This is a genomic window from Neobacillus sp. GCM10027624 (assembly GCF_042675345.1).
In the GTDB taxonomy this organism is placed as follows: domain Bacteria; phylum Bacillota; class Bacilli; order Bacillales; family Cytobacillaceae; genus Neobacillus; species Neobacillus cucumis_D.
This window is the reverse complement of the sequence record NZ_JBHTHD010000013.1, coordinates 415,076-428,316: the sequence shown is the minus strand read 5'-3', so window position 1 is coordinate 428,316 and position 13,241 is coordinate 415,076. Positions and strand designations below refer to the sequence as shown.

The following is a 13,241-nucleotide window of genomic DNA, read 5'->3' as shown; positions in this document are numbered from 1 at the left end:
AAGTAAGCAGTCTTTAACTGCTTACAGAAAGTTTTTAATGAGATGTTCCTTAAATCGGTTGAATTCATGCTGGTAAACGGGCCTGCCAACAGTACCATAAATCACTTTTACATCCAGAATGCCGATTTCTTTTAAAAAATTTAAATATTTCCGTACGGATACTCGAGAAATCCCAACAAGGTTTACAACATCCTCAGTTGAAAAAGGTGCATTCTTTAGCCCTTGAATCGCTTCCCAAATTTGTTTCAATGTATCCTTTGTTACCCCTTTTGGAAGTTCTTCAATCAGCGTCCTGTCCTCGCGGTGCAAAAGCTGCGTATCGAGTACCTCTTGGCTGATAACAGGCTGTGTTTGAATAACCGTTACTTGATCTTTATAAGAAGACAATGCCGTGTTAAAGCGTTCAAATTCAAAAGGCTTAATTAAATAATCAACGACACCATATCTTAGCGCTTTTTTGATCCGCTCCATATCCGATGCAGCCGATATGATGATAACATCAGTCTCTTTATCCTTTTCCCGGAGATAGGTTAACAGTTCCAGACCTTGTTTGCCAGGCATAAATATATCTAAAAGAATAAGATCAACCTCTTGTTCTTCCATAAACTTTATTGCCTCACTCACTGATGGTGCCATTGCGGCTAATCTAAATCCCTCCACTTGGTCAAGGTATCGTTTATTTAATTCCGCTACCATTGGGTCATCTTCAACAATCATCACGGAGATCATTCTGCTTCTCCCCCCTTTGCTTTAAACGGCAGATATACGGTAAAAACGGTTCCCTTTCCAGGTTTGGATGAGAGAATTAATTCGCCTTCGAGCTTGTTAATTGCTTGCGTGACAAGATACAGTCCTAACCCCCGATTTTCTCCATTTGTAGAGAAGCCCTTTTGAAAAATTTTGTTTTGTAACTCTTCACTCATCCCTTTTCCTGTATCTTTTACTACAATGGTTAAAATATCATCGCCATAATCAAAGTCTATGGCTATTTTTTGGGTTGGACAATTATCTACAGCCTGAACCGCATTATCAACTAAATTTCCAACAATCGTAATCAGTTCGTGAATAACATTGGCATTCGCCGGCAGCGGAAGCGGGAGATCACAGGAAACCGATAATTCCACCCCTGACTCCCTAGCGTAACTCAACTTTCCAATGATAAATCCTGCTAACACAGGATCTTTTACCTTATTTGTTACAAAGCTGATTTCATTTTTACGATGTCCTGCCATTTCATTAATGTAGTCAACGACTTTCTCATAATAACCCATATGAACCATCCCCATAATCACATGAAGCTTGTTCATAAACTCATGTGCCTGAGCCCGAAGTGCATCAGCGTAGGTCCGCACTCCTGTCAATTGTTCAGCGAGCAGTTGCATTTCTGTTTTATCGCGAAAGGTCGCAATCGCTCCTACTACTTTATTGCCAACAATAACGGGAACCCGATTGGTTAATAGGGTAATGCCATTTAAATTTTGTTCCTCATCCAATTCAGCTTTACCTTTTTTTAATAGGTCGCTTAAGCGGTCGGAGGACATATACTCCTTTATGCTTTTACCAATTGGATTTCCCTCTAGGCCAGCTTTTTCAAACAACTTTAAAGCGGCCCGATTTACGAGAGTTACCTTGGACTCCTGATCAACAGCGACAATACCCTCGTGCACGGATTGCAGCATTGCACTTCGCTCTTCCAATAACTTTGAAATTGCAAACGGCTCAAGTCCTAATAGGATTTTTTTAATATATCTAGCTAGAATGACCGCTCCCAATATACCAATTAAGATGCCAATCACTGTCCCAATATAGACCCCGGTTCGGCTCTTTTGAACGGCCTTTTGAACATTATCCAAGGAAATCCCGACAGCTACCGCACCAACCTGTCTCCCAGCTCCGTCTTTTATTGGCGTAAAATAGCGTAAGGACGGTCCGAGAGAGCCTTTCGAAATGGATGTGTACTCTTTTCCTTTTAGGACAGGTCCCTGATCCCCGCCTTTAAAAGGTTTTCCTACCATTTTAGATTCAGGATGAGACTTACGAATCCCTTTCATATCCATCACTACAATAAAGTAGACGTTCGTTACCTTTCTCATTTCGTTTGCGAACTTTTGGATTTCCTTTTCATCCCGTTTTCCACCCAATGCATCAATGACAAGTGAACTATGCGCGACCATCCGTGCAATATTCCCCGCTTTTTCTGCCTGACTCTCCTTCGTCCCTGAAGCCACCCTCGAACTGATAAGCATGTCAGTTATTAAAAGTGAAAGTGCAACCACTACACATACGAAAACAATAATGACCGACTGTAAGCTCCATTTTCCTTTTTTCATATACCCCTCCATCTAGCAGGTTTCCCCAACATTTCATACTGATTCTAGTATGTCGGTAAATCCCTTAGAAAACACAAAAAGGCCACGAAGCTTCCTGTAAGGAGTTACTTCGCAGTCTTTTAGGTCGTCTTTACTTTATTAGCAGAATGACCCCCGCCACAATGGGTGTAAGAACCATTGCACTTTTTAATACCGGCTGTGGAGCTAGTCCCGTAAACTTTGCCCCGGCATAAGAACCAATCATCGTTCCGGCAACTACTTCTAGTAACAATCCGAAGTCTAGAAATCCCTCGAAATAGTAACCAACTCCTCCAGCCAATGCAATTGGTAAGATTACAAGCATGGTTGTGCCTACAGATTGTTTTAGTGTAAGACCCATGATGACCAAAAGCCCGATTTGGATGAAGGGTGCAGCCCCAATCCCAAAGGTACCAGATAGCAACCCTGTAATAATTCCAACAAAGGCGGCTCTCCTAATATGCAGATGACCTGGGACTGTCTTTTTGAGATTGCCCGTTATTTTTTGAACCATAAACAAACGTACCAAAAGAATAACGGCGGATAAAAACAACATCCCTGCTGTTAACCAATGCATGGAATGTACTGGAATTAAGCCGGCCAGCTTCGAACCAAAATAGGAAGCTACTGCGCCAAAGCCTCCGACAATGAGCCCGGTTTTTACTGAAATATTTCCTTGCCGGAAATGACTGTAAGCTCCTGACAACGTAGTAAATACCATAGCCGCAAGCGATGTACCTAAAGCGGTATGGATTGGAACTCCAAACAAAACCGTTAGGATTGCAATGATAAAACCAGATCCTCCTGCCCCGACAAATCCTAGTAATACCCCTAAACCAAACATCGTAAGCGCAATCGCCAATTCTATCCCCTCCGTGTGCAAAAGCCTTGATAATCAAGGTGTCAATCAATCCAAGATAATCCATGTTTTTATTATACTAAAACTTTTTACAACCAAAATTTGAAAAACCATCCCACAGCTAGTATGGGATAGTCCACCTTAAAAAATTATGCTTATAAAGCTATACAAGCTCTAGTTCTTTTCCACCAACCCGCTCTAATAAACGATGCTTGATTTCTTCCGTATTGATACTTCTTTGAGCAACCCCGGTTTCTATTGCGGATGAGGCAACAGCTGCCGCTACATGTGCTGCAACCCTGGGATCAAATGGGTCTGGAATCACATAATCTGCATGAAGTTCTATATCGGAAATTAAATCAGCAATCGCATAAATTGCCGCAAGTTTCATTTCTTCATTAATTTCTTTTGCCCTAACATCTAATGCTCCACGGAAAATCCCCGGGAATGCAAGCACATTATTGACTTGATTTGGAAAATCAGATCGGCCTGTTCCCACTACAAGGGCTCCTGCTTCCTTTGCTTCATCCGGCATAATTTCCGGTACCGGGTTGGCCATCGCAAAAATAATCGGGTCACGCTGCATGGAACGAACCATTACCTTTGTTACTGCCCCTGCTGCTGATACACCAATAAATACGTCAGCACCCTCAAGGGCATCCGCTAATGTTCCTTGTTTTAACTCTCGATTGGTTACTTGCGCCATTTCTTCCTTAAATGAATTCATTCCAGATGTTCGGCCTTCATAAATGATTCCTTTTGTATCACATAAAATAACATCCTTCACTCCCATATGTAATAAGAGTTTCACGATGGCTACACCGGCTGCACCTGCACCATTGACTACTACTTGGATATCTTCAATTTTCTTATCAGCCAACTTTAATGCGTTAAGTAAACCGGCAACTGTTACAATCGCAGTCCCATGTTGATCATCATGGAAAACAGGAATATCACAAGCTTTACGCAGGCGGTCCTCAATTTCAAAGCATTGTGGTGCGGCAATATCCTCTAGGTTAACTCCCCCAAAAGTGGGTTCTAGCAGTTTAACCGTCTCGACTATTTTATCTGTATCTGTTGTTGCCAAACAGATAGGGAATGCATCCACATCCGCAAAGGATTTGAATAGCACTGCCTTTCCTTCCATTACTGGCATTGCCGCTTTTGGTCCGATCTTTCCAAGCCCGAGAACCGCTGTTCCATTTGAAACTACCGCAACAAGATTCCCCTTTGAGGTGTAATCATAGACTTTAGTTTCATCTGCATGAATGTCTAAGCAAGGTTCGGCCACACCAGGTGAATACGCTAAACTTAAATCGTTTGCATTCTGTACGGAAACTTTCGAATAGATCCCAAGCTTCCCTTGGTTTTCCCTATGCATTTTTAATGCTGCATCTCGTAAAGTTGACATTTGATATCCTCCATTGCTTTTCATTTTAGAAGTTGTAGAGTTGATATATTTGTAAAAACTTCTAATCAAGTAATTAGAAATTTAATTGTTGTGATTCTCATCTCGGTAAACGTTTGCATTTTTTATTTCAGGAACCCTTGTTTTTCTACCTTTATCTTAGTCTCCTCATCCACATTTTGATAGATTTTGTAATTAAAAAAAGCAAAGATTCAGAATATCCTTTTCGAACCTCCTATTTTAGGGATTTGAAATCCATAAAGCTGTAATGAGACCACCTAAAAAAAATCCCGACCTTGAATATTGACGGGGATTACTTTGTTAGAAGCTATCATACGTATCTATTAAAAGAAAATCTGGAGAGTTTAAGATAAAAATTAAAAATATTGCTGAGAAAACGCATTAACATGCATCTTCTCAGCATACGATTCCAAAGCAATTATATTACTTTACCCAGCAATTTTTCCAAATGCTTTTTGAAGCTCAGTTTTCTGCATTTTGGAATCAAACTCACCAGAAATTTTGGAAACGATCATTGTTGCTACGGCATTGCCTATTCCATTGCAGGTAGCTACGGCTTGAGATGTAAACCGATTAATGCCAAATAATAACGGTAACCCTTCAAGTGGAATAATTCCAGATGCTGTCACAGTTGCAGCAAAAACAATGAATGTTCCGCCAGAGACAGTAGCTGCCCCTTTCGATGTTAGCATCATGATTAGAACAAGTAAGATTTGTTGTTTAAGGTCGAGATGGATACCATATGCATTTGCAAGAAACAGGGTACACAATGGCATATAAACAGAAGTACCGTCAAGGTTAAATGCATATTCGGTTGGAATTACCAAACCAACTGCCTGTTTTGAACATCCAAGTTAGGAAATGAAGTGATTCCTAAAATGGATGCAGATTACCTCTTCTACTTCACCTAGGCTCCAAACGGTGACAAAGAAGCGTTGAATACTGCAAAAGAGTGGACAAATGATCCGCTTTGGAAAAATTTAAATGCAGTGAAAAGCGGCCATGCCTATGAGGTAAGCGATGCAACTTGGAACACGGCCGGGGGCGTTCTTGCTGCTAACATCATGCTAGATGACCTTGAAAAAATATTGCTTAATAAGTAAGTGGTTAAATGAACCATTTGTTTAAATACCTTCCAATTTATATAGGTTCTATACAGAAAAGCGGGGCTACGCCATGGCCTCGCTTTTTGTTTTGACTTTTCTAATTTATCCACTTAATTCCAAGGAATGTATCCCAAAGTAGTTCTAAAATCTCTTCAGGTGAATACCCTCTCACTTCCCTTTGAAATAGATAGGAATCACTTTTTATAGCGGCAAGTAACATATCTGCTCTAAAAACATTATTCGGTTTACCTTCACTTGTTGGAGCCATCTCATCAAATAGTCCAACGAAATATTGATGCAACTCATGATATAACGGGCCTGGTGTTCCCGACTTCGATTGTTTGGCAGACTCGAATACTTCTACACCTTTAAGCAATTGTGCCTTGCTTTCCCTAAAACGAATAAATATGCTAAGAATTCCTCTTAATCGTTTACTTGGGGGCTCTTTCTGGTTCTCCTTCAAATACCCTTCCATATCCTCAAAGCATAAAACAACATTGTCTTTAATTAAATCTAAACATATTTCTCCTTTATTTCTGTAACGGCGATAGAGCGTCCCTGGTCCGATTTGAGCTTCTGAGGCAATTTGATTCATACTCACTTGTTCAACACCAAATTGTTCAAATAACCCAGAAGCCGTATCTAAAATGCGCTGCCGATTCTCGGCAGCATCTCGTCGTTCGATTCGATTGTAGATGATGTGCCCGTCCTTCATTATTTTCACTCCCTTACATTCTACGATAAGTAAATTGACAAACGGAGATATCTCCGTTTACTATAAGTGATATAGTTCTCCGCTTAATACTAACGTAATGAAAAGGGGTTTTCAACACATGCAAAACCATACTGAAAAAGCTGCATTATTAGTCATGGATATGCAAAACGGCATTGTATCACGTTTTGCGGAAAACAAGGAGGTACTTCTTCCCATTCAGAAGGCTTTGGCAAGTGCACGCAAACACAATATTCCAGTCATTTTTATACGAGTTGGATTTAGCGAAGGCTATCCTGAAGTTAGCCCACGAAATAAGGCATTTACAAGTATTGCCTATCAGGGAGGCATGACCACTTCGGACGAAGCAACGCAAATTCATGAATTGTTTAAGCCCGAGGAAAATGAACCTATTGTAACCAAGTACCGATTTAGTGCGTTCGCCGGCAGCACGCTCGAATTGATCCTTCGCTCACGCCAAATTGATACACTTATACTGAGCGGAATTTCGACAAGTGGCGTCGTTCTATCAACATTACGGGAAGCTGCGGATAAAGACTTTTCATTGACAGTTTTGAGTGATGCTTGTATTGATGGCGATCCTGAAGTTCACCGCGTCCTTACTGAGAAGGTATTCCCTCGTCAGGCGGATGTTCTAACTGTCGATTCGTGGATCAATACATTGAAATGAACAATGAGGGTCTGTTTCGAAAAAGCGGAACAGGCCCTATCTTTTGTTATTTTAAATCGCTCTGCAAATTTTTATAACCTTACAGGATAACAGAAGGAAGGAATCGTTTTGTCTAAATCTATAAATCAAAATTATTTTAATCAAAAACTGATTGCACCGATGATTTTAGGATCGATTCTAAATCCTATCAACTCTTCCATTATTTCAGTTGCCTTAATACCAATTGGACATGCGTTTGGTGCACCACCTTCCGAAACAGCCTGGCTTATTTCTGCGTTATATCTAGCTACGGCCATTGGGCAGCCAGTCGTCGGAAAACTCATTGATCTATATGGCCCTAGACTCCTTTTTTTAATTGCAACATCTTTAGTAGGCATCTCTAGTTTAATCGCTACCTTTGCCCCCGGTTTTTGGTGGTTAGTAGTCGTAAGAGTCCTTCTCGGTTTTGGGACCTGTGCAGGATATCCCGCTTCCATGTATCTGATCCGTAGTGAAGCAGAACGAACAGGTATCGAAAGTCCAACAAGTATTCTTACATTATTAGCGATTTCCAACCAGACCATTGCCGTTATAGGACCAACCTTAGGAGGGTTACTGATTGAAGTTGGGGGCTGGCAAAGCACCTTCATTGTCAATATTCCTTTGTCACTAGCCTGTATATGCTTAGGCTATCTCCGATTCCCAAGGCTTTCAGACGATTCTGTTGGTGAGAAGAAAATAGCCTCCATTGATTTTAATGGTATGGTCTTCTTTGGAATCACCTTGATTTCTGCACTGCTTTTCTTAATGGGCCCAAGTTTTCATAAGATTTATTTGTTACTAATTGCAATCATCACGGGTGTCATTTTTACGATTCTTGAGTTAAAAATTAAAAATCCGTTCATCGATGTTCGTCTATTAAGCGGAAATACATCCTTGTTATTGACCTATACTCGTAGTTTGCTTTCAGCGATTGTATCCTACAGTATCCTTTATGGATACACTCAATGGTTAGAAAAAGGCAGAGGATTATCCCCTTCTCATACCGGCTTGTTGCTATTACCTATGTTTTTAATTGCGATCATCGTTTCTAAATTGACAGGAAAAAGTCCTGCTATCCGTTTAAAGTTGATTGTTGGCAGTATGGTTCAATTTATTGCAATGTTACTGCTTCTTTTTACAAATCATAATAGTCATCTTATTTTTCTTGCAGCTATTGTTCTGCTTTTTGGGATCCCCCAAGGATTACTTAATTTAGCCAACCAAAATGCTGTCTATTTTCAAGCTTATCCAGAAGAAATTGGTGCGTCAGCTGGTTTGTTAAGAACTTTTATGTACATGGGGGCGATGATTGCTTCTGCCGCTAACGGTTTATTTTTAAAATCGGATGCGATGACAACAGGGATTCATCATATTGCGATATTTACCGGTGGTACTAGCTTCATACTTATATTGATCACTCTATTAGATCGTTCCCTAAACAGAGTCGGCTATAAAAATCGATTAAAAAAGGTATAAGGTTAATAATCTTCTAATAGATAGAAACTTTTTGGACACTTTAAGAAAGAGCACTAGAGTACAGATGAACAAACATTTTACTAAGTATAGACACCTTCATAGATTTGAGTATTAAAAAATAGGGGCACGAGCATCTTATTCAGATTCTCGAACCCCTATCAGGAAAACTATTAATCACTTTCTATGTAACTCATTCCATTTTTTAACCAAACGCTTTGGTGCCGCACGTAAATAAGCTTCAATCAATAAATCAGTCAATTCATCCCAAATATCTCCATGAGGATTTTGGATCGATACCCAGCCGTGATGACCAATATACGGGGTTTTGAAAAAATACTCCTTCTGCAGCAATAAGCCCTGAGTTTCCCGGTCTGATTTGAACGACAAGCCGAATCCGTTCTCACTTTCACCTGTTATCACGAAGGATTTTCCATTTATTTTAAACGTAATGTGTCCAAAGCCGTCGATATGTTCTACCGCTTCAGGGAGTTCAAGACAGATTTTCCGCACACATTCGAGCATGCTTGCCGTTTCCTGTGTTTTCATACTTTCATTCACCTATCTTGAAATCTATTTTGCATTCGTATCTGGCTGATGAATTCCAATGATATTCCCTTCGGTATCTATATAGTATCCTTGCCATGCCATTCCAGGCAGGGCATATTTAGGCATTGCGACCTTGCCGCCATTCTCCAAAATTTTAGCTTCCGTTAGATCATAGTCTCCCACTCCCATTGTACAAACAAAGCCATTCACCGCCTGATTGACTTCCGGTTGGGCACCTTGGCGCTGCATCAATGCACCATTAATTCCCATATCATTTTCATCGCCCGTTACTGCCCCAAAGTAAGGCATCCCAGCATACTCACTCCAATCTTGAAAGGACCATCCGAATACCTCTCCATAAAACTTCTTTGCCCGTTCCATGTCATCCACATGTATTTCGAAATGAACTACTCTTCCCATATAGACCTCCTATTTTTTTAAAAATATTCGCTTTAAATCAATTCGCTTATTCGCTTTCTATTTCCTCTCTATTATCGTTAAGCGTTTTGAAAAATATTCAATTTATAGCCCGCCAGTTTTATAATGATTATTGTAAATATTTTTTTCATCATCAATTTGAGGAGATATTTTATAATGACCACTTCAGAAAAACATTTAAGAATCTGTTACAAAGGACACAAATACTATAAAAGCAGCGACTGCCCAACCTGTCCGACTTGTGAGAAAGAACGTAAACCTAGCAACGGATTTCTTTCCCTCCTATCGGCTCCTGCAAGACGGGCATTAGAAAACAATGGAATTACTTCTTTAGAGAAACTATCAAAATTTAGTGAGAATGAGATTTTAGAATTTCACGGTATGGGTCCAGCTTCCTTACCTAAACTTAGGTCCGCTTTAAAAGAAAATGGGTTATCATTCAGGAACTGATCTCAAGAATTGAAAGAAAAAGGGTTCGAGAATTTTGCAATTTCTCGAACCCTTCTTATCTCAATTTAACGCATACTAGCCATTTTACTGAATTTTTTTATCTAATGTATCTCAATCATAAGAAGCCATTGTTTGTAATTCTTCACTTGCTTGTGGAGTTACATAAATGGTCCGGCTTGGAAAAGCAATTTCTACTCCCTCTTCCTCTAAGATCCCCATGATTTCTAAATTGATTTCATGTTTAATCTTAACGTGTTCTGCCCAAACGGTTGAATTGGTGAAAAAATAGACAAGAACATCGAGACTGCTCTCATTATAATGGTCAAATGCAACCATCACCGTTTCCGGATGAATTTCTTCATGATTGTTCAACATAAATTCAATTCGATGAACCACTCTTTGAATTTGTTCCTTGGTGGTTCTATAATTGAGTCCCAAGTCAAAGGAAATTCGTCTTTTTCCCATGCGGCTCCAATTGGTAATGGCTTCATTTGCAAGTGTCGCATTGGGAACGGTAACGAGTGCCTGGCTAAACGTGCGAATTTTAGTGCTTCTGAAATTGATATCTTCGACGATTCCCTCTACGCTCGGTGTTAAAATCCAATCTCCAATCGAAAAAGGTTTTTCTGTTACAATAACGATTCCACCGATTAGATTACCGACTGCTTCTTTGGCAGCTAAAGCAAACGCTAGTCCCCCTAACCCGAGACCTGCAACCAAGCCATTTACGTCATAATCAAATTCCTGACCAATGATACTTAAACTAATAGCAATCATGATGACACGGATAGCTCTTGAAATAAACGGAATCAGAATTAAATCAATCTTATTATTAATTTTTTCATTGACACTGATTAAGATTCCCGAGGTTGGAGAGGACAAATTAAACAATCCCCATGTGATTAATACGATGACCATTGAACGTAAAAATTTTAAAAAGAATGTATTGTGCTGATCGATATATGGGAAATAATCCATTGCGAGGTACAAACCGAAAATAATAAAGAACCATCCTAAAGGACGTTCAAAACTTAAACAGATTTGGGTAATAAAATCTGTTGGGGTTTTTTTAGCTAATTTTAAAATCAATTGAAACACATACTTGGTGAATAGGTTTCTAAATAAAATAAATAAAAGTAAAATCCCTATAGAAATCCCTACATTTTTTAACTTGTCGTAGTCAATATCCGACATTGAAAAAGCCATTACAAATGAATCAAAAGACATTTTTAAAATACCTTCTCCCTTTTTACGATCTTATTTTTTAAACCATTACATCGAAATATCATAACTTTTTTAACAAGATATTTGAATACAACAAAAGTCTCAGATTATATATTTTTTTAAAAACATGGTAAGTAGTAAAAAGGGAAAGTTCTACAGCAAGGAGGGTGCCTAAATAAAAACCACATCCGAAATAGCTCCAGACTTATAGATAGAAGGCAGGAAAAGGGCTGGACAAAAAAAGCCCTTGAATTCGCAAAAGAATTTTTAACGGAATCAGGGTCAGATTAACAAATATTAATTTGGGACTATACTTTGAAGTATTAATTTATCTCTAATTAGTGCCTCTAGCATTGTGCTGTACCATGACTGTTGCTTTGGCAAATGTTTTATTCCCTGCTTTATCCTTTGCTATATACGTTACTGTATAACCACGCCCTGAACCTGTGCCCGACCTTTCCGCACGTACATTAAAGGATGTATCCAGAGTACCAAATTTAGCTTCTTGAATGTCATTTGTTTTATTCCCATCTCCTAAGCCATTATCTGGTTCATTACTTATGATGGATAATAAAACAACTGAATCAATCCCAGAATTACTATCGCTGTAATTTAATGTTGCCTTAATCGGTATCATTTTATGATTCGGTTTACTGATTCTAGTAACATCTAGATTAACACTTAATTTAGGTACGGTTTTGTCGATAGTAAAATTCACATTTGTGACATTTCCTGCTTTATCTGTTACCACAAGGGTGTATTGACCTTCTTTCGAGATTGTTTCACCATTTGAAAATGGTTCTCCATTCAGTGTTGCTGTTCCTTCATTAAATGTTGGGGTTACATCTTCATTATAATAGTCATTTGAAGCTACACCTAAGACTTCAGGTGCTGTTTTGTCAATTGTAAAATCCAATTGTGTAATATTTCCTTCTTCATCTTTTACGGCAAGTGTGTATTGTCCTTCTTTGGTGACCGTCTCACCATTTGAAAATGGTTCTCCATTTAATGTTGCAGTTCCATTAAATATTGGGGTCACATCTTTATTGTACATTTCATCTGGTTGTACTCCTATAATAATAGGAACCGTGTTTTCGTTTAAAATAAAATCGCCGCCGCTTAAATCGATTGCTTCTGAATCATAAATCTGAGTCTCTTTGTTACTTAAATATAGGCCATTAAGGTTCTTGTCAAAAATGTATAATTGATCTACTACCCAATGCCCCGGAGACATTATGTCATCAACATTTAAAGTTGTCTCATAATTCCCTGTGGAAGAATTATAATCTAATCTAATATCTCTTGAATATTCATAATTGTTAACATTAACATATCTGATTATTGCATAATCAACGCCACTCCCAGAGTCGCTCGCTTTAACACTAATTTTTATCGGGGCACCGATTGTTGCTTCTTTTTTATCCGTGGTAATAACTTGAAATGTAGGTGGAGTTAAGTCATTCCCGCTTACATGTAAATCAGCATTACTTAGGTCTTCAATTACTAATTGGTTGGGATACATAAATTTATTAAAAACCTTTAGCTCATTACCGCTTTTATCAGTTATAAGTATATAGGCTACTTTCCATGTCCCATTTAAATTTAAGCTTCTTCCATTAACATCTAAAAAACCTTCGTATTTATTTGCTGATTTATTATACTCTAGTTGTACGCTACCAGCATCTTGAGTAAATTGATATTGATATATTACTTGTATGCTTTCTATCTCATTTTCAGAATCACTAGCTTCTACACTAACTTTAACTTTGTCCCCGCCAGTTACATCATTTTTATCAACTTGAATACCTTGAAATACTGGTCCAACAATTTCATCTGAAGCCAAAGCAGACATGATAGGCAAATTCATAAAAATTAAATTAGCAAAAATAAAAACTATCAACCATTTTTTCATCATGTTATTCCCCCCCTCAATTATTTAAA

General features: G+C 38.7%; 14 protein-coding genes. 4 read left to right on the top strand and 10 right to left on the bottom strand.

What is annotated here, in order from left to right:
- Positions 1 to 21: 21 nt before the first annotated feature.
- The 5 genes from ACFQZ9_RS23100 to ACFQZ9_RS23080 all read right to left on the bottom strand — a co-directional run bounded on the left by ACFQZ9_RS23100 (position 22) and on the right by ACFQZ9_RS23080 (position 5,463).
- Positions 22 to 729 (bottom strand): response regulator, encoded by a 708-nt coding sequence (locus ACFQZ9_RS23100; protein ID WP_198311982.1) that lies wholly within the window; start codon positions 727 to 729, stop codon positions 22 to 24.
- The gene (gene dcuS / locus ACFQZ9_RS23095; RefSeq protein ID WP_498945648.1) at positions 726 to 2,330 is read right to left on the bottom strand and encodes a sensor histidine kinase; all 1,605 of its coding nucleotides are present in this window, start codon (positions 2,328 to 2,330) and stop codon (positions 726 to 728) included. The genes ACFQZ9_RS23100 and dcuS overlap by 4 nt, the downstream gene beginning before the upstream one ends.
- Before the next feature lie 130 nt (positions 2,331 to 2,460).
- Entirely contained in the window at positions 2,461 to 3,210 is a 750-nt protein-coding gene (locus ACFQZ9_RS23090) for a sulfite exporter TauE/SafE family protein (RefSeq protein WP_498945647.1), read from the bottom strand.
- Positions 3,211 to 3,370: 160 nt separating this feature from the next.
- Positions 3,371 to 4,618, bottom strand: a complete 1,248-nt coding sequence (gene ystJ, locus ACFQZ9_RS23085) for an NAD(P)-dependent malic enzyme (RefSeq protein WP_498945646.1) — start codon at positions 4,616 to 4,618, stop codon at positions 3,371 to 3,373.
- 446 nt (positions 4,619 to 5,064) lie between these two features.
- Positions 5,065 to 5,463 (bottom strand): cation:dicarboxylate symporter family transporter, encoded by a 399-nt coding sequence (locus ACFQZ9_RS23080; RefSeq protein ID WP_498945645.1) that lies wholly within the window; start codon positions 5,461 to 5,463, stop codon positions 5,065 to 5,067.
- A gap of 108 nt (positions 5,464 to 5,571) precedes the next feature.
- Here ACFQZ9_RS23080 and ACFQZ9_RS23075 point away from each other — a divergent pair, with 108 nt between their 5' ends.
- Positions 5,572 to 5,739 (top strand): hypothetical protein, encoded by a 168-nt coding sequence (locus ACFQZ9_RS23075; RefSeq protein WP_498945644.1) that lies wholly within the window; start codon positions 5,572 to 5,574, stop codon positions 5,737 to 5,739.
- Between the two features lie 100 nt (positions 5,740 to 5,839).
- Here the strand turns inward: ACFQZ9_RS23075 and ACFQZ9_RS23070 are convergent, their stop codons facing one another.
- Positions 5,840 to 6,457: a TetR/AcrR family transcriptional regulator gene (locus ACFQZ9_RS23070; protein ID WP_498945643.1), complete on the bottom strand. Its 618-nt coding sequence runs from the start codon at positions 6,455 to 6,457 to the stop codon at positions 5,840 to 5,842.
- Positions 6,458 to 6,575: 118 nt separating this feature from the next.
- Here ACFQZ9_RS23070 and ACFQZ9_RS23065 point away from each other — a divergent pair, with 118 nt between their 5' ends.
- Positions 6,576 to 7,145: a cysteine hydrolase family protein gene (locus tag ACFQZ9_RS23065; protein ID WP_498945642.1), complete on the top strand. Its 570-nt coding sequence runs from the start codon at positions 6,576 to 6,578 to the stop codon at positions 7,143 to 7,145.
- 108 nt (positions 7,146 to 7,253) lie between these two features.
- On the top strand, positions 7,254 to 8,642 hold the full coding sequence (locus ACFQZ9_RS23060; protein WP_498945641.1) for an MFS transporter: 1,389 nt from the start codon (positions 7,254 to 7,256) through the stop codon (positions 8,640 to 8,642).
- 174 nt (positions 8,643 to 8,816) lie between these two features.
- On the opposite strand, the gene ACFQZ9_RS23055 is transcribed toward ACFQZ9_RS23060, so the two are convergent.
- Together ACFQZ9_RS23055 and ACFQZ9_RS23050 are read right to left on the bottom strand one after the other, a co-directional pair.
- Positions 8,817 to 9,188, bottom strand: a complete 372-nt coding sequence (locus ACFQZ9_RS23055) for an MmcQ/YjbR family DNA-binding protein (RefSeq protein WP_232490152.1) — start codon at positions 9,186 to 9,188, stop codon at positions 8,817 to 8,819.
- 24 nt (positions 9,189 to 9,212) lie between these two features.
- On the bottom strand, positions 9,213 to 9,608 hold the full coding sequence (locus tag ACFQZ9_RS23050; protein WP_498945640.1) for a VOC family protein: 396 nt from the start codon (positions 9,606 to 9,608) through the stop codon (positions 9,213 to 9,215).
- 174 nt (positions 9,609 to 9,782) lie between these two features.
- Here ACFQZ9_RS23050 and ACFQZ9_RS23045 point away from each other — a divergent pair, with 174 nt between their 5' ends.
- Complete coding sequence (locus ACFQZ9_RS23045; protein WP_498945639.1) at positions 9,783 to 10,076, top strand: RNA polymerase alpha subunit C-terminal domain-containing protein; 294 nt, start codon at positions 9,783 to 9,785, stop codon at positions 10,074 to 10,076.
- Positions 10,077 to 10,187: 111 nt separating this feature from the next.
- Here ACFQZ9_RS23045 and ACFQZ9_RS23040 read toward each other — a convergent pair whose 3' ends face one another.
- Together ACFQZ9_RS23040 and ACFQZ9_RS23035 are read right to left on the bottom strand one after the other, a co-directional pair.
- A complete protein-coding gene (locus ACFQZ9_RS23040) occupies positions 10,188 to 11,303 on the bottom strand; it encodes a mechanosensitive ion channel family protein (RefSeq protein ID WP_232490151.1) in 1,116 nt (371 codons plus the stop codon).
- A 331-nt stretch (positions 11,304 to 11,634) separates the two neighbouring features.
- Positions 11,635 to 13,215 carry a hypothetical protein gene (locus ACFQZ9_RS23035; protein WP_498945638.1) on the bottom strand — a complete coding sequence of 527 codons (1,581 nt, stop codon included), beginning with the start codon at positions 13,213 to 13,215 and terminating at the stop codon, positions 11,635 to 11,637.
- Positions 13,216 to 13,241 lie beyond the last annotated feature (26 nt).